This window comes from Ferrigenium kumadai, from assembly GCF_018324385.1.
In the GTDB taxonomy this organism is placed as follows: Bacteria; Pseudomonadota; Gammaproteobacteria; order Burkholderiales; family Gallionellaceae; genus Gallionella; species Gallionella kumadai.
This window is the reverse complement of sequence record NZ_AP019536.1, coordinates 2,226,313-2,247,215: the sequence shown is the minus strand read 5'-3', so window position 1 is coordinate 2,247,215 and position 20,903 is coordinate 2,226,313. Positions and strand designations below refer to the sequence as shown.

The 20,903-nt window shown below is 62.3% G+C and carries 18 protein-coding genes; 11 read left to right on the top strand and 7 right to left on the bottom strand.

From position 1 onward, the window contains the following. Positions 1 to 5: 5 nt before the first annotated feature. Both cobC and FGKAn22_RS10880 read right to left on the bottom strand, forming a co-directional pair. Positions 6 to 539, bottom strand: a complete 534-nt coding sequence (cobC, locus tag FGKAn22_RS10885) for an alpha-ribazole phosphatase (RefSeq protein WP_212785660.1) — start codon at positions 537 to 539, stop codon at positions 6 to 8. After that, positions 539 to 1,318, bottom strand: a complete 780-nt coding sequence (locus FGKAn22_RS10880; RefSeq protein ID WP_212785659.1) for an adenosylcobinamide-GDP ribazoletransferase — start codon at positions 1,316 to 1,318, stop codon at positions 539 to 541. Before FGKAn22_RS10880 ends, cobC begins: the two co-directional genes overlap by 1 nt. 120 nt (positions 1,319 to 1,438) lie before the next feature. On the opposite strand from FGKAn22_RS10880, the gene msbA reads away from it, so the two are divergent. From msbA to phoR, 6 genes are all read left to right on the top strand, one after another. Further along, a complete protein-coding gene (gene msbA, locus FGKAn22_RS10875) occupies positions 1,439 to 3,181 on the top strand; it encodes a lipid A export permease/ATP-binding protein MsbA (RefSeq protein WP_212787217.1) in 1,743 nt (580 codons plus the stop codon). A 38-nt stretch (positions 3,182 to 3,219) separates the two neighbouring features. Next, the gene (locus tag FGKAn22_RS10870) at positions 3,220 to 3,630 is read left to right on the top strand and encodes a GFA family protein (protein ID WP_212785658.1); all 411 of its coding nucleotides are present in this window, start codon (positions 3,220 to 3,222) and stop codon (positions 3,628 to 3,630) included. Positions 3,631 to 3,756: 126 nt separating this feature from the next. Further along, positions 3,757 to 4,362 (top strand): peroxiredoxin, encoded by a 606-nt coding sequence (locus FGKAn22_RS10865; RefSeq protein ID WP_212785657.1) that lies wholly within the window; start codon positions 3,757 to 3,759, stop codon positions 4,360 to 4,362. Between the two features lie 116 nt (positions 4,363 to 4,478). Then, on the top strand, positions 4,479 to 5,987 hold the full coding sequence (locus tag FGKAn22_RS10860) for a high affinity choline transporter 1 (protein WP_212785656.1): 1,509 nt from the start codon (positions 4,479 to 4,481) through the stop codon (positions 5,985 to 5,987). Between the two features lie 68 nt (positions 5,988 to 6,055). Next, positions 6,056 to 6,742, top strand: coding sequence for a phosphate regulon transcriptional regulator PhoB (phoB, locus tag FGKAn22_RS10855; protein ID WP_212785655.1), 687 nt, complete (start codon positions 6,056 to 6,058; stop codon positions 6,740 to 6,742). A gap of 68 nt (positions 6,743 to 6,810) precedes the next feature. Next, positions 6,811 to 8,106 (top strand): phosphate regulon sensor histidine kinase PhoR, encoded by a 1,296-nt coding sequence (phoR, locus tag FGKAn22_RS10850; RefSeq protein WP_212785654.1) that lies wholly within the window; start codon positions 6,811 to 6,813, stop codon positions 8,104 to 8,106. A gap of 139 nt (positions 8,107 to 8,245) precedes the next feature. On the opposite strand, the gene FGKAn22_RS10845 is transcribed toward phoR, so the two are convergent. Both FGKAn22_RS10845 and FGKAn22_RS10840 read right to left on the bottom strand, forming a co-directional pair. Beyond that, complete coding sequence (locus FGKAn22_RS10845) at positions 8,246 to 9,865, bottom strand: hypothetical protein (protein ID WP_212785653.1); 1,620 nt, start codon at positions 9,863 to 9,865, stop codon at positions 8,246 to 8,248. Between the two features lie 65 nt (positions 9,866 to 9,930). Next, a complete protein-coding gene (locus FGKAn22_RS10840) occupies positions 9,931 to 13,752 on the bottom strand; it encodes a DUF3683 domain-containing protein (protein WP_212785652.1) in 3,822 nt (1,273 codons plus the stop codon). 182 nt (positions 13,753 to 13,934) lie between these two features. Here FGKAn22_RS10840 and thpR point away from each other — a divergent pair, with 182 nt between their 5' ends. The 3 genes from thpR to FGKAn22_RS10825 are packed head-to-tail and all read left to right on the top strand — an operon-like array spanning position 13,935 to position 15,865. Beyond that, positions 13,935 to 14,483: an RNA 2',3'-cyclic phosphodiesterase gene (thpR, locus tag FGKAn22_RS10835; RefSeq protein ID WP_212785651.1), complete on the top strand. Its 549-nt coding sequence runs from the start codon at positions 13,935 to 13,937 to the stop codon at positions 14,481 to 14,483. A gap of 30 nt (positions 14,484 to 14,513) precedes the next feature. Then, the gene (corA, locus tag FGKAn22_RS10830; protein WP_212785650.1) at positions 14,514 to 15,473 is read left to right on the top strand and encodes a magnesium/cobalt transporter CorA; all 960 of its coding nucleotides are present in this window, start codon (positions 14,514 to 14,516) and stop codon (positions 15,471 to 15,473) included. After that, on the top strand, positions 15,470 to 15,865 hold the full coding sequence (locus FGKAn22_RS10825; protein ID WP_212785649.1) for a group II truncated hemoglobin: 396 nt from the start codon (positions 15,470 to 15,472) through the stop codon (positions 15,863 to 15,865). Before corA ends, FGKAn22_RS10825 begins: the two co-directional genes overlap by 4 nt. A gap of 6 nt (positions 15,866 to 15,871) precedes the next feature. Here the strand turns inward: FGKAn22_RS10825 and FGKAn22_RS10820 are convergent, their stop codons facing one another. From FGKAn22_RS10820 to FGKAn22_RS10810, 3 genes are read right to left on the bottom strand one after another with little or no spacing between them, the layout of a single operon-like run. Further along, a complete protein-coding gene (locus FGKAn22_RS10820; protein WP_212785648.1) occupies positions 15,872 to 16,651 on the bottom strand; it encodes a tRNA threonylcarbamoyladenosine dehydratase in 780 nt (259 codons plus the stop codon). Between the two features lie 2 nt (positions 16,652 to 16,653). Then, positions 16,654 to 17,430, bottom strand: coding sequence for a TatD family hydrolase (locus FGKAn22_RS10815; protein WP_212785647.1), 777 nt, complete (start codon positions 17,428 to 17,430; stop codon positions 16,654 to 16,656). 1 nt (position 17,431) lies between these two features. Further along, on the bottom strand, positions 17,432 to 18,433 hold the full coding sequence (locus FGKAn22_RS10810; protein ID WP_212785646.1) for a zinc-dependent alcohol dehydrogenase family protein: 1,002 nt from the start codon (positions 18,431 to 18,433) through the stop codon (positions 17,432 to 17,434). Positions 18,434 to 18,503: 70 nt separating this feature from the next. Here FGKAn22_RS10810 and aroC point away from each other — a divergent pair, with 70 nt between their 5' ends. Both aroC and FGKAn22_RS10800 read left to right on the top strand, forming a co-directional pair. Further along, a complete protein-coding gene (gene aroC / locus FGKAn22_RS10805; protein ID WP_212785645.1) occupies positions 18,504 to 19,598 on the top strand; it encodes a chorismate synthase in 1,095 nt (364 codons plus the stop codon). Between the two features lie 21 nt (positions 19,599 to 19,619). After that, a complete protein-coding gene (locus tag FGKAn22_RS10800) occupies positions 19,620 to 20,108 on the top strand; it encodes a hypothetical protein (protein ID WP_212785644.1) in 489 nt (162 codons plus the stop codon). The last annotated feature ends 795 nt before the right edge of the window (positions 20,109 to 20,903 follow it).

Below are 20,903 nucleotides of genomic sequence, written 5' to 3'. Positions count from 1 at the left end.
CCTGTTCAATTCCTTACGCAAATCACCGCCCCATATTCCATCTGCCAGTTCAGCGTATGTGCCAGCGGCACGTTCGCCATCGACGCCAGCATTGCGCGGATGCTGCCGCCGTGCGCGGTCAGTGCGATGTTCTGCTGGGGCAGCTGCACCAGGTCGCGCATGAAAGCCCGCACGCGCTGCATCACCTCCTGCGCAGACTCGCCGCCCGGCGGGGCGTAGTCCATGACGTCGGCGGCCCAGGCATCGATCTCGTTACGAGGGATGTCGTCCCATGCTTTGCCTTCCCATGCGCCGAAATGTTTTTCCATCAGGCGCGCATCGCTGCGTAGTTCGCAGTTCTGCGCTTGCGCCAGGTGTTCGGCCAGGCGGCGAGCGCGCCGCAGGGGCGAGGCGATGACGAGTTCCAGTGGCGGCAGGTAGTGCAGGACGTTGCCAGCTTCTTCCTCGAAGCTGTCGGCCACGTCGATGTCGAACTGTCCGTAACAGATACCGGGGGCGATGCGCGGCCTGGTGTGGCGGATGAGATAAAGCGTCTGCATCAGATGGCGGCGAGCAGGCCGAGGTAGAACGCCAGTTCGCTGAGCTGCTGCACTGCGCCCAGACAGTCGCCGGTGTAGCCGCCAAGCCGTTTTTTCAGTCGCCAAGCGAGGTAGGCGCGCATCAGGATTGCAGCGGCTGCGGCGGCGAATATGGCGGTGACCTTAGCACCTGCCGCGAACAAGATGACCAGGGTTGCGATGGCGGTGAGCAGTGCGATGGCAAAGCTGAAGTGACTGAGCTGTTGTATGGCGGGCTTGGCGCGCGCACGGTCGTCTTCGCGGACGTAGTGCTGCGTCAGCATGATGCTGGCCGCCATCAGGCGGCTGACGGCGTGTGCCGCGATCAGCGCCGCGGCGGCGATAACCAGGGAGTGTTCGCGGCACAGGGCAACCAGCGCCTCGAATTTAAGCAGCAGCACCAGCACGAGGGCGATCACGCCGTAGGCCCCGACGCGCGAGTCCTTCATGATCGCCAGCGCCTTCTCCTTGGTGTGTCCGCCGCCCATACCGTCGGCGAAATCGCTCAGGCCGTCTTCGTGGAATGCGCCGGTGACGAGGATGCCTCCAACCATGCTCAGTCCCACTGCCAGCGACAGCGGCAGCACTTGTGCGCTCAGCCACAGTAATGCGGCGGCGATGACGCCGACGGCTGCACCGACCAGCGGCAGGTAGCGCGCGGCCTGTTCAAGCTGCTGCGCGGAGTGGCCCACCCATGCCGGCACGGGCAGGCGCGTGAAGAATTGGACGGCGGTGAGGAAGAGGCGCAGTTCTCGCAACATGGTCTGCATGGGAAACGAAGGCGCGGGCAGACTAGCAGCGGGCGCGCGGGCTGTCCAGTTGCAGGGCGGACGGAGCGGTTTGGCGGGCGCTTTTCTGCTAAAGTGCGCGCCATCATGAATATGACCAACAGCCAGCTTTACCTGCGCCTTCTCGGTTACGTCAAACCCTATTGGCGCGCCTTCGCGATTTCCATCATCGGCATGGTGGTTGCGGCGGCCACCGAGCCGCTGCTGCCGGCCCTGCTCAAGCCCATGCTGGATGGCACTTTCGTCAACAAAGACGATACGGTCATCAGGCTCGCGCCCTACTTTATCGTGGGGATTTTCTTCGTGCGCGGCGTGGCGACCTTCGTCTCGACCTATGCCATCAACTGGGTAGGCAACAAACTGGTGATGGATCTGCGCGACGAGATGTTCCGCAAGCTGTTGTCGCTGCCCACGCGTTACTACGACGATCACGCCACGGGTATTTTGATTTCCAAGCTGACCTTCGACGTGACGCAGGTAACGGCGGCTGCGACCACCGTGGTGACCATCACCGTTCGCGACTCCATCATCATCGCGGGCTTGCTGGGCTGGCTGTTCTATCTCAACTGGAAGCTGACACTGCTGACCCTGGTGATGGCGCCGGTCATCGCCTACATCATCCGCACCATCAGCAAACGCATGCGTAATAGCAGCCGCGACTCGCAGCGTGCCATGGGCGACATTACCCAGGTGATCGAGGAGAGCGTCACCGCGCACAAGGTGGTGAAGCTGTTCGGTGGTCAGCAGTATGAACGCGGACGCTTCCACGACCAGGCCAACTGGGTGCGCCGCTACACCATGAAGCAGGCCGCCGCGGCGGCGGCGAACGTGCCCATCGTGCAGATGGTCGCGGCCATCGCGCTCGCTGTTATCGTCTATCTCGTCACGCTGCAATCGAAGGCGGATGAGACTACGGTGGGCGGCTTCCTCTCCTTCATCGCCGCGATGCTGATGCTGACCGCGCCGATCAAGCGCCTCACCGGCGTGAGCGAATTCCTGCAGCGCGGGCTGGCCGCGGCGGAGAGTGTGTTCGAGCTGATCGACACCGAGAGCGAGACCGATTGCGGCACGGTTGCGATCGGGCGCGTGCGCGGCGAACTGCAGTTCGACAATGTGCAGTTCTTCTATGCGCCGGAGGCACGCCCGGCATTGCAGAATATTTCGCTGCATATCCGCGACGGAGAGAACATCGCGCTGGTCGGTGCTTCCGGCAGCGGCAAGACCACGCTCGCCAACCTGGTGCCGCGCTTCTATACGCCGACCGGCGGTCGCATCACTCTGGACGGCCACGATATCCACGATCTGACGCTGGCCAGTCTGCGCGCCAACATCGCGCTGGTGAGCCAGGAAGTGGTGCTGTTCAACGACACCGTCGCGGCGAACATCGCCTACGGGCAGATGCGAGAGGTGAGCGAGGACGAGATCGTCGCGGCCGCGACCGCCGCGCATGCGATGGAGTTCATCCGCGAATGGCCGGAAGGGCTGGACACACTGGTCGGAGAGCGCGGCGTGAAACTTTCCGGCGGCCAGCGCCAGCGCATCGCCATCGCGCGCGCCATCCTCAAGGACGCGCCCATCCTGATCCTTGACGAGGCGACCTCGGCGCTGGACAGCGAATCCGAGCGCCACGTGCAGGCCGCGCTGGAGACCCTGATGCAGGGCCGCACCACGCTGGTCATCGCACACCGCCTGTCCACCATCGAAAAGGCCGACCGCATCGTCGTGATGCAGAAGGGCGAGATCGCCGAGACCGGTACGCACCGCGAACTGCTGGCGCGCGACGGGGTGTATGCGCAACTGCACCGGATACAATTCAATAACCATGGTGTCGATTAATTGACGGACGCGTCCGGCGAGCGGCGACGGGGAGGGATATGGGAATTCTGGGCTCTTGTTTCTGCAATGCGGTTAAATACAAGCTGGCTTGCGCGCCCAAGGCGCTGGTGAATTGCCATTGCAATTTCTGCCGTAAGCATAGCGGGGCGGCCTTTTCGACCTATGCCGTGTTTCCGGAGGCGGCATTGGAAATTACCGAAGGGAACGAGGCGATCGCCGTGTTCAATCCCGCAGAGCATGCGCATAAACATTTCTGCAAACGATGCGGCACCCCGCTATTCAACAAGAATGCCAGATATCCCGGCCTGTGCATGGTCTATCTCGGGGGGATATCCTCATCGCTGGACATGGCTCCCACCGCCAACATCTATTGCGAGAGCCGGTTGCCCTGGGTCAATGGCATTGCGGAGATACGCGCTTTCGAGCAGGGCATCGCAAAACAGACATAGTCCAGTCCGCCCTGGATTTCCGCCTGGGCGGCGCGATAAGCCCACGCTCTGCACAAGGTTGACGCGGCAATGGCAAATAGCCTAAATTGCGCCACCCAACACAAATCACCCTTTTAGGAGCAAACCATGGCAGTTCTCGTCGGTAAAGCCGCCCCCGATTTCAATGCCGTTGCCGTGATGGGCAACAACGAAATCAACGGAAATTTCAATCTGAAGAAGCACATTGACGGCAAATACGCCGTGCTCTTCTTCTATCCCCTGGACTTCACCTTCGTGTGCCCGTCCGAGCTGATCGCGTTCAACCACCGCCTGGATGAGTTCAAGAAGCGCAACGTAGAAGTGATCGGCGTGTCCATCGACTCGCAGTTCACCCACCTCGCCTGGAAGAACACCCCCGTCGAGAAGGGCGGTATTGGCCAGGTGCAGTACCCGCTGATCGCCGACGTCAAGCACGAGATCTGCAAGGCCTACGACGTGGAGTTCGACGCCGCAGGCGTGGCATTCCGCGGCTCTTTCCTGATCGACCGCGCCGGCAAGGTGCGTCATCAGGTGGTGAACGACCTGCCGCTGGGCCGCAACATCGACGAGATGATCCGCATGGTCGACGCGCTTCAGTTCACTGAAGAGCACGGCGAAGTCTGCCCCGCAGGCTGGAACAAGGGCAAGGCCGGCATGCAGGCATCTCCGGACGGCGTGGCGAAGTACCTGGCGAATCACGCCAAAGAACTGTAATTCACGTTCGCTGGACGTTAAAGGCCGCCGTGTTCCACGGCGGCCTTTTTGTTTGGCTTAATCGCGCGCAAGGCTGCTAGAATCCGCTTCGTTGCGATTTCGAGCGAGTGCTTGTCATGCTGGTCTGGTTCGTCATCTTGTATCTGCTGGTTTCCATCGGCATCGGTCTGTATGCCGCGACGCGCGTGCATAGCGCAAAGGATTTTGCCGTGGCCGGGCGCCATCTGCCGCTGCCCGTCGTTACCGCCACGGTGTTCGCCACCTGGTTCGGCGCGGAGACGGTGCTGGGCATCTCGGCCACTTTCGTCAAGGAAGGCATGGGCGGGGTCGTCGCCGATCCATTCGGTGCGAGCCTGTGCCTGATCCTCGCGGGCCTGTTCTTCGCCAACAAGCTGTACCGCATGAATCTGCTCACCATCGGCGACTTCTATCGCGTGCGCTACAACAAAGCGGTCGAATTGATTGCGGCGGTGTGCATCGTCATCTCCTACCTCGGCTGGGTGTCGGCGCAGATCATGGCGCTGGGCCTGGTGTTCAACGTGGTGAGCGACGGCGGGGTCTCGCGGGAGGCCGGCATGGTGATCGGCGCGCTGATCGTGCTGACCTACACCACCTTCGGTGGCATGTGGTCGGTGGCGCTGCTCGATTTCGTGCAGATGACGGTGATCATGTGCGGCATGCTGTTCATCGCCTGGTTCGTCAGCGGCATGACCGGCGGCGTCGGCGCGGTGGTGTCGCACGCGCAGGCCGCCGGCAAGCTCGACTTCTTTCCCAGGGGGGATTACACGCAGTGGGTGCCGTTCATCGGCGCGTGGCTGACCATGATGCTGGGCTCGATCCCGCAGCAGGACGTGTTTCAGCGCATCACCGCAGCAAAGAACGAGAAGACCGCCGTGCGTGGCTCGGTGCTGGGCGGCTCGCTGTACTTCGCCTTTGCTTTCGTGCCGATGTTTCTCGCCTATTCCGCGACGCTGGTCGACCCCAAGCTGTTCGGCGACCTGCTGGAGCAGGATTCGCAGCTGGTGCTGCCGACGCTGATCCTCGAACACACGCCGGTGTTTGCGCAGGTGATCTTCTTCGGTGCGCTGCTCTCCGCCATCATGAGCTGCTCCTCGGCCACGCTGCTCGCACCCTCGGTGGCGTTCACCGAGAACATCCTCAAGCACTTCATGTTCAAGAACATGACCGACCACCAGTTCCTGCGCGCCATGCGCATCACGCTGTGGGGGTTCGGCGCGGTGGTGCTGACCGTGGCGCTGAACTCCCAGCTTTCCATCTTCAAGATGGTGGAGAATGCCTACAAGATCACGCTGGTGGCGGCATTCGTGCCGCTCGCCTTCGGCCTGTACTGGAAGCGCGCCAACACGCAGGGGGCGTTGCTGGCGATGTTGTTCGGCCTGTCGAGTTGGGCATTGTGCGAGGCGCTCGAACCCTCCGAGGTTTGGCCTCCGCAGCTGATCGGCCTGCTGATGAGCATGGTCGGCATGGTGGCCGGATCGGTGCTGCCGAACCTGATCGGCAAGCCGCTGCCGCAGGAGCCCGAGCACGCTTACCTGCACCATCACGCCGCGAGCCTTACCGACCATGTGCCTGCCCCGCATCATCACAGCCATTCGGTTGACTGAGCAGTGTCATACGTTTGTCATAAATTCTTCATACCCTTGCAACTTCGACAGACGGCGAGGGAGTGGCAATGAACGCGAAAGTGTTGATAGTAGAAGATGAGCCGGCGATCCAGGAGTTGCTGGAGTTCAACGTCATGCAGGCCGGTTTCCAGGTGTTCCGTGCCGAAGATGCAGACAGCGCTTGGCAGCAGATCCGCAGCAAGCTGCCGGACCTGATCCTGCTGGACTGGATGCTGCCGAACACCAGCGGCGTGGTGCTGGCAAAACAGTTGCGCGCCGATGCGCGCACCAAGGACATTCCGATTATCATGCTGACCGCGCGCGGCGATGAGCGCGACAAGGTGCTCGGGCTGGAGTCCGGCGCGGACGATTACATCACCAAGCCGTTCTCGCCGCGCGAACTGATGGCGCGCATCCGTGCCGTGCTGCGCCGCCATATCCCGCAGATGCCGGACGAGACGGTTGCGGCGGGCGGGCTGGAGCTGTCGCCGATGTCGCACCGCGTCAGCGCGAAGGGAGAGGCCATCGAGCTGGGGCCGACGGAGTTCCGTCTGCTGCATTTTTTCATGACTCATGTGGAGCGTGTGTATAGCCGCACCCAGTTGCTCGACCAGGTGTGGGGTACGCAGGTGTTCGTGGAGGAGCGCACGGTGGACGTGCATATCCGCCGCCTGCGCGCCGCACTCGAACCGGCGGGCATGGACGGCCTGATTCAGACGGTGCGCGGCAGCGGGTACCGTTTTTCGACAACATAATAAAACAGTCGCCATTCCGCCAAGCAACCCAAAGACGGTTGCCCGCGGGTGGTTACAGGGAGATTTTTTTGCGTGAATTCTGGCTGCGCCTGAGCATACCCATCGTCTTCGTCACTCTGTTCGCGTTGTTGCTGTGGGGCCTGTTTTCGGCCACCGTGGCGGCAGCGTTCATGCTGGTGGTGCTGCTGGTGGTGATGGCGATGCATGCGCGGCAGCTCTACAAGCTGGGAGTATGGCTGAACGATGCGCGCCTGGAGAACATCCCCGAGGCCGGCGGCATATGGGATGAGGTGTTCTCCCAGCTTTACCGGATGGTCAAGCGCCACAAACAGACCAAGCAGGAACTGGCCGCAGAGTTGCAGCACATCGAGCAGGCAACCGCCGCATTGCCGGAAGGCGTGGCGATCCTGAACGAGGCGAACCGCATCGAGTGGTGCAATCCGCTCGCGGAACAGCATTTCGGTCTCGATGCCCAGCACGACATCATGCAGGACATCACTTACCTGGTGCGCCAGCCGGAATTTTTGGAGTACCTGCAAGAATCGAATCCCAGCGAGCCGCTGGTAATGCGCCCGGCGCGCCACCACGACATGGTGCTGTCCATCAAGCTCATTCCCTACGGGGAGAACAAGCGGCTGCTGATCAGCCGCGACATCACTCAGATGGAACGCATCGAGGCGATGCGGCGCGATTTCGTCGCGAATGTGTCGCACGAGTTGCGCACGCCGCTGACCGTGGTGAACGGCTTCGTCGAGAACCTGCAGGACATGCCGGATATCAGCAAGGACAATGCGCGGCGTGCGTTGCAATTGATGGCGGAACAGACCAGGCGCATGGAGAGCCTGGTATCAGACCTGCTCACCCTGTCGCGCCTGGAGAACGACCAGACACCGATGAGCGAGGATGAGCTGGACATCCATGCTCTGCTCAATGAGATATATCAGGATGGGCAGTTGCTGAGCGCAGGGCGGCATACACTGCGCCTGGAAATGCCGGGCAAGGCAAAGGTGCTCGGCAATCGCGAGGAGCTCCGCAGCGCGTTCGGCAATTTGCTTAGCAACGCGATCCGCTATACCCCCGAGGGTGGAGAAATCCTGCTCCGCTGGGCGGAGCGCAATGAGCAGCCGGTATTCTCTGTGCAGGACAGCGGCATCGGCATCGCGCCGCAGCACATCCCGCGCCTGACCGAGCGCTTCTACCGCGTCGACCGCAGCCGCTCGCGCGAGACGGGCGGGACCGGCCTGGGGCTGGCGATCGTGAAGCATATCGCGATGCGCCACCAGGCCAAACTCGAGGTGTTGAGCGAAGAGGGCAAGGGCAGCACCTTCACCCTGGTGTTCCCGATCAAGCGCGTTGTGCGTTAGCAGGCGGTTGAAAAACTACTGGTGAAACAACTAGCCGACTAGGCCGTCAAAATACAACGGCCAAGTCGCTGGTTATGCGGTGGCCTCGCGGCGTTGCGCGCTACGTTTTCAACCGCCTGCAACGCGCTTCGAAAGATAGTTACACCACACTGAAGCTGACGCGCTCGTAATCGATGCCGCGCTCCACGCTGAAGCCCATCTTCATGCTCTCGGTGTCCCTGTTCTGGTGCAGGACTTCCACCACGCGGCCCGGCTGGAACCAGTCGCGCGGGATGATCAGGCTGGCGGGGGTCTTTAATGCGGGAACGGCTTGCAGCAGAAAGGCCGGCACGTATTTTTCCGACGCGCTCACGTTGATTCCGGCCGCACGGATGCTGACTGCTTCGGCGACCCCGGGCAGATAGCGCACGCCGATCTGCAGCTTGCCGCCACGCGTCACGTTCGCCCATGCCGTCGCACCCAGCATGAAGGTCTCCGCATCGCTGGGACGCAGCGCGATCAACTGGTTGTAACTCAGCCTCCCTCCGAAGGTGTCCTCGCGCGTCAGCCTTGCGCCCAGGATGCTCTCGTTCTCGAATTGCCAAGTCTCCAGCGGGAAACCCATCTCCAGCAGCTCCTTGTTGTGCGCGTCCTGCAGTACCCGCCCAAAGGTTTCGATCTGCCGCCGCGCCACACTGTCGGTGCCGGTGTCGCGGCCGGGTTGCCGGAACGGCTTGCCGGTCAGGTGCGCGTAGATGCCCTCCATGCGGTAACACAGCTGCGCATTCTGAGCGACAGGATAGCGCTCGCCGAAGCGGGTCGAGTGGTCCTCGCACCAGTAGCGGTGCAATGCCGTCAGGAACTCGACGCAGTCGACACCGGAGCAGTGATCGCACAACTCGAGCTGTTGGGGCGTCTGGCCCTGCTGCAACAGGATGGTCTTGACGCGCAGCAGCTTGGAAAGCGGCACCATTGCCAGATAGCGGATGCTGTCGCTTTGGGCCACTTGCTTGAGGGATTGCAGGCCGTACTTGTTGTTCAGGTCCACCGCGAGCGGCTGGGCATCGCCCTTGCTGACGGTGTAGGTGCGCTCCACGGTCACCATGCTGCTCCATTGCGCGAGCCAGTTATCCAGCAGGTGAAGTTGCGAGCGGGTCAGTTCGGCCGGATGCGCATAGCAGGCGAGCAGGGTCTTGACGTAGATGCTGCGGCAGCTGCTGCGGTGCTTGCCGTTCAGCGGGTCGAGTACCTCCGTTCCTTGCAGATCCTGTTGCTCGGCGAAGGCATACAGCGCATGCAATTGGTGCCATAGTTTGGCGTCGAATTCATACCCGGTGCGCAAGTGCTCGAAGATCTCCAGGCCGCTATACAGCAGACAGCGCTGGCATAGAAGCGCGCCGTGCTTGGCGAGTTGTTTGTCGCCGGCCATGTAGGCCTGCAGGCAGCGCTGGTAGCCCAGCACCATCGCCTGCCAGAGCTGCACGATGGCAACGAACACCATCAGTTCGCTCTCATTGAGCGGCAACGGTTTGGCGATCAGCTTCTTGGCGTAGTCGTCCTGCACGTAGCCTACCGTTTCGCGCAGCCGCTCCAGCGTGTTAAGGCGCTCAAGGCCGCGCATGGGGTAGCGGTTGAGTTCATTGATCTGGGTAAGCAGCAGGCTGTGCGCCAGCTGCAGGTTGGTCAGCTGCAACTGGCTGAGCCATTTGGCGCAGCCCGACTCGTCCTTGAAAAGCGGATTGGCGCGGTCGTCGGTAGGCTCGAGTGGAAGTGTCAGCATGGCTGTCTTTTTATATTTAGGCCGCTACTTTCCACGAGGTGCGTCTTGCCGTCAAGCGGGGAGAGTTAGAGCAGTACGCGTTCGATCCCGCCGCTGTTCGCTTTGGCGACATAATCCGCCAGCCAGTCCGGTCCGAGCAGGTGCTTGGCCATTTCCACCACGACGTAGCCGGCGTCGGCACGCACATCGTCGGCATAGCGCGACAAGCCCTGCTGGCAGGCGGGGCAGGATGTGAGTATCTTCACCTTGTCGGTGTTGCCGTCGGCACGCAGGGCGTCCGTGGCCTTGCGCAGCTCCTCCGTCTTGCGGAAGCGCACCTGTGTGGCGATGTCCGGTCGCGTCACGGCGAATGTGCCGGCCTCGCCGCAGCAGCGGTCGTTGACCTTGATGTCCTGCGTGCCCATCAGCTGGTTCACCACCTTGATCGGCTGGTAGGTCTTCATCGGGCTGTGGCAAGGATCGTGGAAGACGTAACGGGTACCTTTCACGCCCTCCAGCTTCACGCCTTTCTCCAGCAGGTACTCGTGGATGTCGAGCAGGCGGCAGCCGGGGAAGATCTTGTCGAACTGGTATTCGAGCAACTGATCCATGCAAGTGCCGCAGGACACGACCACGGTCTTGATGTCCAGGTAGTTCAGCGTGTTTGCCACGCGGTGGAACAGCACCCGGTTGTCGGTGATGATCTGGTTGCCCTTGTCGGCGAGGCCCACCGAGGTCTGCGGATAGCCGCAGCACAGGTAGCCGGGCGGCAGCACCGTGGTTGCACCGAGGTCGAACAGCATCGCCTGCGTCGCCAGGCCGACCTCGGAGAACAGCCGTTCCGAGCCGCAGCCGGGGAAATAGAACACCGCCTCGCTGTCCTCGCTGGTCTTGCGCGGGTCGCGGATCACCGGGACGATGGTGTTGTCCTCGATGTCGAGCAGGGCACGCACTGTCTTGCTCGGTACCTTGGGCATCGGCTTGTTCACGAAATGGATCACTTGCGCGACGACGGGCGGCTTGCCTACCGTGGCAGGCGGGTGCGCGACCTGGGCGCGGAACAGTCCCAGATACTTGGCGAGCCGGTAGCCGATGCGTTGCGCCGGGTAGCTCCACTGCAGCAGCACCTTGCGCAGCAGCTTGACGGTGGCCGGCTTGCTGCTGTTGAGGTACAGCATGGACAGCTTGGTGGTCGGGCTGAACTTCTTCTTGCCCAGCTTGCGCAGGAAGTTGCGCATGGCGCTCGACACATTGCCGAAATCGATGTCCACCGGGCACGGGCTTTCGCACTTGTGGCACACCGTGCAATGGTCGGCCACGTCGTTGAACTCGTCGAAGTGCGCGATGGAAATGCCGCGCCGCGTCTGCTCCTCGTACAGGAAGGCCTCGATCAGCAGCGAGGTGGCGAGGATCTTGTTGCGCGGCGAATACAGCAGGTTGGCGCGCGGTACATGGGTGTTGCACACCGGCTTGCACTTGCCGCAGCGCAGGCAGTCCTTGATCGAGTCGGCGATGTCGTTCAGTTCGCTCTTCTCGAGGATCAGGCTCTCCAGTTCCATCAGGTTGAAGCTGGGGGTATAGGCGTGTTCGAGGTTGCTGCCCTTGAGCAGCTTACCCTTGTTGAAGCGTCCTTCCGGGTCGACCTTCTGCTTGTAGGCGATGAAAGGCGCTATCTCCTGCTCTTCGAGGAAATCGAACTTGGTGATGCCGATGCCGTGCTCGCCCGAGATCACGCCGCCCAGGTCCTTCGCCAGCTGCATGATGCGGTCCACCGCACTGTAGGCCTGCTGCAGCATGGCGTAGTCGTCGGAGTTCACCGGGATGTTGGTGTGCACGTTGCCGTCGCCCGCATGCATGTGCAGCGCCACGAACACGCGGCTCTTCAGCACGTTTTGGTGGATGGCGTTGCACTGGTCGAGGATGGGCTGGTAGGTGCTGCCGCTGAACATCTGGCGCAGCGGCTCGCGCAGTTCGCGCTTCCACGAGGCGCGCAGCAGATGGCGCTGCACGGCGTCGAACACGGTGACCGCGTCCTGCTTGTCTTCAGGGGCATACATCCCGCCTTCGATGGGCGCGTCCAGGTTGTCCAGCAGCCACTGCCAGCGCGTGCGCACTTCGGCAAGCAGCTGCTGCGCCTGTTGGGGGCGGTTGCCGAGCAGCTCGGCATCGCCCAGCTGCTCGTCATCCTGGTAGCGCAGCGGCAGTTCGCCGGCGAAGAACTCATCCAGCGCACCCAGCAGCTTGAGCTTGTTCTTCAGAGACAGCTCGATGTTGATGCGCTCTACGCCGTCGCAATAGTCGCCCATGCGCGGCAGCGGGATCACCACGTCCTCGTTGATCTTGAACGCGTTGGTGTGTTTGGCGATGGCCGCGGTGCGCGCGCGGTCCAGCCAGAATTTCTTGCGCGCCTCGGCGGAGACGGCGACGAAGCCTTCGCCGTGGCGCAGGTTGGCCATGCGCACGATAGCGGAAGCGGCTTCGCCGACTGCGGCTTCGTCGTCGCCCGCCACGTCGGCGACCAGCACCATCTTCGGACGTGTGCCGCGCTTGGACTTGGTGGCATAGCCCACTGCCTTTAGGTAGCGTTCGTCCAGGTGCTCGAGGCCCGCCAGCAATGCGGTCGAGTTGCCGTTGCGGCGGTCGAAATAGTCCACGACCTCGACGATGGATGGCACGGCCTCGTGCACCTGGCCGAAGAATTCCAGGCACACGGTGCGCGTGAACTTGTGTTCGCGATGCAGGATGAAGCGCGCCGAGGTGATGATGCCGTCGCAGCCTTCCTTCTGGATACCCGGTAGCCCGGACAGGAACTTGTCGGTGACGTCCTTGCCCAGTCCCGCCTTGCGGAACGAGCTGCCGCGGATGGCCAAGGTCTCGGGTTCGCCGTGCGGCGTCTTGCCGTCAGCCTCGAAGCGGCTGATGCGGAAGCGCGCGGTCTCCGTGTCGTGGATCTTGCCGAGGTTGTGGTCGAGCCGCTCGACGGTCATCCACAAGCCATCCGGCGTGACCATCTTCCACGAGACCAGGTTGTCCAGCGCAGTGCCCCACAGCACGGCCTTCTTGCCGCCCGCGTTCATCGCGACGTTGCCGCCGATGCAGGAAGCATCGGCCGAGGTCGGGTCGACCGCGAACACCAGCCCGTTGGCCTCCGCCGCCTCCATCACGCGCCGCGTGACCACGCCCGCACCGCAGTGGATGGTGGCATAGGGCTCGGTCAGGCCGGGCAGCACCATATGTTCGATCGGAGAGAACGCGTCCAGCTTTTCGGTATTGATGACGGCGGCGTGCTTGGTGAGCGGGACGGCCCCGCCGGTGTAGCCGGTGCCGCCGCCGCGCGGGATCATCGTCAGGCCGAGTTCGATACAGGCGCGCACCAGCGGTGCGACCTCCGCTTCCGTGTCCGGATGCAGCACCACGAACGGATATTCCACGCGCCAGTCGGTGGCGTCGGTGACATGGCTGACGCGCGCCAGCCCGTCGAACTGGATGTTGTCCTTGCGGGTGATGTGGCTCAGCACGCGCAGTGCGCGCTTGCGCAGCTGCAGGGTGTGTTCGAATTCCGCGGCGAAGCGGTTCACGGCCTCGCCGGCGAGTTCGAGCAGACGCCTCACCTTCTCATTCTCGCCCCGCCGCGCCTCGATGGCGTTCAGGCGATGGTGCAGCGCGCCGATCAGCGCTTCGCGCCGCTTGCGGTTGGCGAGCAGATCGTCTTCCAGATAGGGGTTGCGCGTCAGCACCCAGATGTCGCCCAGCACCTCGTACAGCATCTGCGCCGAGCGGCCGGTGCGGCGTTCCTCGCGCAGGGTGTTGATGATGTCCCATGCCTCGTCGCCCAGGATGCGCAGCACGATCTCCCGGTCGGAGAACGAGGTGTAGTTGTAGGGGATTTCGCGCAAACGTGCCGTCATGGTGAGCCTTGGTTAACGAGGGGCGCATTCTACCGCAACCCAAGGTAGTTCTCGACCCCGAGCGGAGCAGGGAGTTCAGCCGCGGCAAAAAAATGCGGGATTCCGGGCGGGGGGGCATGGGGGCAAAATGGTCCTGTGCCTTGCCGCTGTAGCGGTTGCCGGCGTGGTGTAAGCTATGCGACATGAGCGATAAGCCTGATTCCACTGCCCGAGTGTTTTTCGCGCTCTGGCCGAATGCCGCGGAACGCGCCGCCCTGGCCGGATGGCAGCCGCCGCTGCGCGAGCTGTGCGGGGGACGAGCGATGCTGGCGGCCAATCTGCACAACACGCTGGTGTTCATCGGCAACATTGCCGAGCACCGCCTCGAGGCACTGAAGCTGGCGGCGCAGGAAGTCGAGGCGGAGCGATTCAAGCTGCGCTTCGATCTGGCGCGCTACTGGGGGCACAACCACATCGTGTTCGCCGCGCCGCACAGCGCACCGCCGCAACTGGCACAGCTGGTGCACGATCTGGAGCAGCACCTGGAGCGCCATCGTTTCCGATTCGACCGGCGCGATTACAAACCGCACATCACGCTGCTGCGCCATGCCAAGTGGAGCGATTCGCCTTTGCCTGAGATGCCGGCGGTTCCCTGGCCGGTGCACGACTTCGTGCTGGTGCAGTCCCCTCAACAGGAGGGCGATTCGCACTATCGCGTGCTGGCCAGATTCCCCTTGACGCCAAGGCCATAGGATAATGAAACCCATTCATCGAGGAGCACCATGCTTTACGCATTCAATCTGAGCAACGGCCGCCTGAGCCGGCTGCACATCGAGGAAGGGAGCGATCTGGGCGCCACGCAGCCGGTGTGGATCGATCTCGTTGCGGCCACCGACGAGGAGCGTGCCCGCGTCGAGCAGGCCTATAACGTGCAGCTGCCGCGTCCGGCGCACTTGCAGGACATCGAGGCCAGCGCGCGTTTTTACGAGGGGGAGGGCGGGGTGCACCTGCGCTCGGATTTCCTGTCCGGCAAGGAGAGCCATTCGCGCAGCGTGACCGTGGCATTCGTGCTGTCCGGTGCGATGCTCATCAGCATCCACGAGGAGGACCTGCCCATCTTCCGTTTGTTGCGCATGCATCTGCATGCCCAGACGGGCGATGTCGAGGACTGTCTGGACGTGCTGGTCGACCTGTACGGGATGGACGTGGAGTTCTCCGCCGATGCGCTGGAAAAGGTGTATGCCGACCTCGGGTCGGTGAGTCAGCGCGTGCTGAATGCGCCGCTGAGGGACCGCGATGCGGCGAAGGCGCTGGCGATCATCGCGCATGCCGAGCATATCAACGGGCGTATCCGCCGCAACGTGATGGACACGCAGCGCGCCGTTTCCTTCCTGATCCGCAGCAAACTGCTCAGGCCTGAACAGGTCGATGAGGCGCGCCAGATCCAGCAGGACATCGAGTCGCTGCACGGACATACCTCGTTCCTGTCAGACAAGATCAACTTCCTGATGAGCAGCACCACGGGTTTCATCAACATCAACCAGAACCGCATCGTGCGCATGTTCACGGTCGCTTCCGTGGCCCTGCTGCCGCCCACGCTGATCGCTTCCATCTACGGCATGAACTTCCAGTTCATGCCCGAGCTGGCCTGGAAACTGGGCTATCCGTTCGCGTTGGGGCTGATGGTGGTGACGGTCGCAGGGCCGTTGTGGTTCTTCCTGCGCAAGGGATGGCTGAAATGAGCGAACCGAGAGTCCCTACGCATTACGAGCGCATCGGCGGCGAGGAGAAAGTCCGCGCGCTGGTGCGACGCTTCTACGAGTTGATGGACGAACTGCCGGAAGCCTACGGCATCCGCAAGATGCACGCGGACAGCCTGGACGGCGCGGCTGACAAACTGTTCAAGTTTCTTTCCGGCTGGCTGGGCGGGCCGCAGCTGTTCATTCAGGAGTTCGGCGAGCCCTTCCTGCGCCGCCGTCATTTTCCCTTCGCCATCGGCGAATCCGAGCGCGACCAGTGGCTGATGTGCATGGATAAGGCATTGAACGACGTGGTCGAGAATGCCGAGTTGCGCCGCGAACTCTCTGCGGCCTTCGCCAAGCTCGCCAATCACATGCGCAACCGGCCGGGCTGATGCGGATTAGCCCTCGGGATTCTGCTGCGCAACGATCCGCTCTAGGCACCAGGCTGCTGCGGCAAACCCCATGGATGCGGTGACCGTGACCGCCGAACCGTAACCGGAGCAACTCAGGTCACTTGCAGAGCAGGAAGTGCTGCGTTTCGATGGCTCTTCCAGGTACACGCAGGCCACGCCGAACTTGCCGTTCTTGCGCGGCTGGATGTTGAAATCCTTGCGCAGCATGTTGCGGATGCGCGACAGCAGCGCGTCGTGGGTAGTGCGGCCGAGATCGTCGCAGCGCAGTTTCAGCGGGTCGCGCTTGCCCCCCGCCGCGCCGCATACCACCAACGGAATCTTGTTGAAGCGGGCATGAACAATCAGGGCAGCCTTCACCTTCGCCTCGTCGCAGGCATCGATCACCGCATCGAACGCGCCCGCCGGAATCAGCTGCGGCAGGTTCTCTACGGTCAGAAAATCGTCCACCGCGTTCACACGGCAATCGGGATTGATATCGCGGATACGTGCTTCCAGAGCGCTCACCTTGGCCTCGCCCAGCGTGCTCGAGAGCGCCTGTATCTGGCGGTTGACGTTGGACACGGCGACATGGTCGAAGTCGATCAGCGTGATGTTGCCGATGCCGCTGCGCGCGAGCGCCTCCACCGCCCAGGAACCGACACCGCCCACGCCTACCACCGCGACGCGGCTGCGATGCAGCGCGAGGCGCGAGCCTTCGCCGTACAGTCGGTCGAGTCCGCCGAAGCGGCGGTCGTGTTCGTCGTCGAGAGGGTGATGGTGTTGCATATTCAGTTTGCCGAGCCGAGTTTGGGGAGCGCGGACAATACATTCTCCGTGGTGATGCGCGCAATCTCTTCGAGCGGAAGGCCGCGCAACTCAACCAGCGTCTGCGCGATGTGCGGCACGTATTGCGGCTCGTTCGGCAAGCCGCGCTCCAGGAAGTCGGGAGGGATGTCCGGCGCATCGGTCTCCAGCACGATGCTATCCAGCGGCAGCGTCGCCGCGAGTTCGCGCAACCGCGTCGCGCGAGAGTAGGTCATCGCGCCGCCGAAGCCGAGCTTGAAACCGAGCTTGATGAACTCGTCCGCTTGTTGCCTGCTGCCGTTGAAGGCGTGCGCGATACCGCCGCGCACCTTGGTCTGGCGCAGGTGCTTGAGCACGATGTCCTGCGCGCGCCGGATGTGCAGCAGCACAGGCAGGTCGAACTCCTGCGCGAGTTTCAACTGTTCGACGAAGAAGAATTCCTGGCGCGCGCGGTCGTAATGGTCGATGAAGAAATCCAGCCCGATCTCGCCAACCGCGACGGTATCCGGCAGTGCCAGATATTCGCGTAGTTCGGTAAGGTCTTGCGGCAGCGCGCCGTCGGTATACATCGGATGGATGCCGTAGGCGGGGGAGCAGCCGGGATGCTGTTTGCACAGATCGCGCACGATGCCGAAGTTGGCTCGTGCTACCGAGGGCACGACCATGCGCCCGACTCCGGCATCGTGCGCCGCCTTGACCAGCGCGGCTTGTTCGTCGCCGAATTCTTCGGCGTCCAAGTGGCAGTGGGTATCGATGAACATATCAGTCCATTGTCAGGATGATCTTGCCGATCATGCCGCCCGCCTCGATCAGCCGATGAGCCTCGGCGGCCTGTTCCAGCGGCAGGCGGTGCGTGACCAGCACGCCGAGCTGTCTGGCCTCGACCAGCTTCGCGCCCTCCTCGAGTATCTTACGCTGGCGCACGCGCTCCTCGTGCAGGTTTAGCACCTGCGGCGTGAGCATCAGTTCGAAGCCCAGGCCGAGGTTGCGCAGCCGCGCGAGCTGCACGTCCGCGCCTGCGAGCGGCGTGGCGAGCAGGCTGACCACCTTGCCGCCGATGCGTGCGGCGTTGAGTGAACGCAGATAGGTCTCGCCGCCGACGGTGTCGAACACCACGTCCACGCCTTTACCCTCGGTGCAGTCCAACGTCTCCTTCACGAAGTCCTGCTCCTTGTAGTTGATGATCTTGTCGGCATGGAGGCCGTGCACCAGGCCGGCCTTGCGGTCGTCGCCCACCGTGACGACGAGATGAGCGCCGAGGTGGTGCGCGAGCTGCAGCGCGACATGACCGACGCCGCCAGCGGCCGCGTGGATGAGTATCGTCTGCTCTTTCTGCAGGTTCGCGCGCTCCACCAGCGCTTCCCAGGCGGTGATGAGCACCAGTGGCAGTGCGGCGCTGTCCTGCAGCGACAGGTTGGCGGGCTTCGCCGCGCAGTATTCCTCGTGCAGCGTGGTGTATTCGGCATAGTTGCCCGGCTCGTCGCCGATGCCGCCGTTGCAGAAATACACCTCGTCGCCCACCTTGAAGCGCGTGACCTGATCGCCGACTGCTTCCACGACGCCCGCGCCGTCGCACCCGAGGATGGCCGGCAGCTTGTCCGGATGGTAGGCCGGCTTCGCGCGCAGCTTGGTATCCACAGGATTCACGCCGGCGGCGGCGAGCTTCACGCGCAGGTGATGCGGCGAGGGGAGTTCTGGTTTCGGGATGTCGCGCAGTTGCAGCACGTCGGTGCCGCCCGCGGCGGTGGCAAGAATGGCTTTCATCGGTGTTCTCAGGGGAAACGGGGATGGTCGCTATGTTAAACTTGCACAATCAAATTAGCGAGACAACGTCATGTCTGGAAACACATTCGGCACCCTTTTCACGGTCACTACTTTCGGCGAATCGCACGGTGCGGCCATCGGCTGCATCGTCGACGGCTGTCCGCCGGGAATGGAACTCTCCGCAGCCTGCATCCAGCGCGACCTCGACCGCCGCAAGCCCGGTACCTCACGCCATGTCACGCAGCGCCGCGAATCCGATACGGTGGAGATCCTCTCCGGCGTGTTCGAAGGCAAGACCACCGGCACGCCCATCGCGCTGCTGATCCGCAACGAAGACCAGCGCAGCAAGGACTACGGCAGCATCGCCGAGACCTTCCGTCCCGGCCACGCCGACTACACCTACTGGCAGAAATACGGCATCCGCGACTACCGCGGCGGCGGCCGCTCGTCCGCGCGCGAGACCGCCGCGCGCGTCGCCGCGGGCGCCATCGCGAAGAAGTGGCTGAATGAACGCTACGGCATCGAGGTGCGCGGCTACCTCGCGCAGCTCGGCGAGATCGAGGTCCCGTTCAAGAGCTGGGCCGAGTTGAACGAAGAGGGCAACAGCTTCTTCGTGGCCGATGCGAGCTATGTCGGCCAGCTCGAAGACTACATGGACGAGTTGCGCAAATCCGGCGACTCCATCGGCGCGAAGCTCGCCGTCGTCGCGAACAATGTGCCGGTCGGCTGGGGCGAGCCGGTGTTCGACCGCCTCGATGCCGACATCGCCCATGCGCTGATGGGCATCAACGCGGTGAAGGGCGTGGAGATCGGCGCGGGCTTCGCCTGCGTGACGCAGAAGGGCAGCGAGCACGGCGACGAACTCACTCCGCAAGGCTTCCGCTCGAACAACGCGGGCGGCGTCCTCGGCGGCATCTCCACCGGCCAGGACATCGTCGCCCACTACGCGATCAAGCCGACCTCCAGCATCCGCATCGAGCGCGATTCCATCGACAAGGCGGGCAACCCCGTCAAGGTCTCCACCGAAGGCCGCCACGACCCCTGCGTCGGCATCCGCGCGACGCCGATTGCGGAGGCGATGGTGGCGCTGGTGCTGATCGATCATGCGCTGAGGAATAGGGCGCAGAATGGGGATGTGGTTTGTGAGACGCCGAAGATTCGTTAGCACCTAATAATCAAAGACAGCATGGGTTACTACTCACTCGAACCGCCGATAAGTAAGATGTTGTCTACTTATCCAAGCCCATTGCTGGTGCAGCCTGATTCGCCGCGTCGAATTCGTGAGTTTGTTGAAGTTCTCGGAAAGCACTTTCGAAGAGAGCTTCAGTTTGATTCTGTCCCGTTTGAGGCTGCTGAAACGCCTGACAGTTTGGGTTATGTGCCGTTCGAGGTGTATTTATTCCACGAAGTGGCGAGTGATCTATTTGAGTTTGATAAGCCGGTTAAACATCGTTGTATTGGTGCATGTGGTTTTCGTTGGTACGAATGGTCAGATGCGCCGGCAAGTTGGTCACTTCAATGGGTATGGTTCCATCCTTACTTTCGAGGACGCGGACATCTTTCTAAAGCTTGGCCCCATTTCATTGCGAAGTATGGGGAGTTCCATGTTCAATATCCCGTATCTGCCGCGATGGAGAAATTCCTTGAGAAGCATCCGCGAACGAAGTCGGTGTAGGAAGTATTGATGGCAGCTCAATCGCTGAAAATGGGAGGTGCATTATGAAATGGTTAATATGCAAAATTTTTTGGCACGACATAGAAATTGAGCGTGGATACCATCATGGAGACATGATGAGTTGGGAAGTTCATAGGTGCAAACGTTGCGGCAGGCATGTATAGAAACTTAGAAAAGCTCGTGTAGGATGGGTTGAGCGCAGCGATACCCATCAATCAAAGTCAAAACCGCCGGGGGTTGCCCGGCAGCAAGTTACCTTTCTTGTCTTGCCAAGAAAGGTAACCCAAAGAAGGCGCCCCCGGTTTGCCGCCGCTTCGCGGTTCTCTGCGTTGCTCGACTGGTCAGGCGGCTGCGGAACTCGCGCTACGCGCTCAGACAGTCCTCGCCGACATCCCCTGACCAGTCTCCGCTACTCGGCGGCGCACAGGGGAAAGAAAAGCAAAGCGGTCTTGTGTGCGCTTCGCGCACGATTGATTTTGAATTGAGAGAGGCGGGCCTTGGCCCGCCTCTCTGGTTTTGGGGGCTCAGGTTTTGACTTTATTCCCCTGTGCGCCGCCGAGTAGCGGAGGACGGGCGGGGGAGTCCGACGAATATGTTTGAGCACGTGGCCGCGTAGCGGATCGTGCGAGTTTATGAGGAGGCCCGACCGTTCGAGCAACGGAGGGAACCTCCGAAGGAGGCGGCAAACCGGGGTCGCCTTTTCTTTGGGTACTTTCTTTTGGCGAAGCAAAAGAAAGTACCTTGCTGTCGGGCAACCCCCGACGGTTTTGTTCTTGATGTTGGGTTACGCGCTGC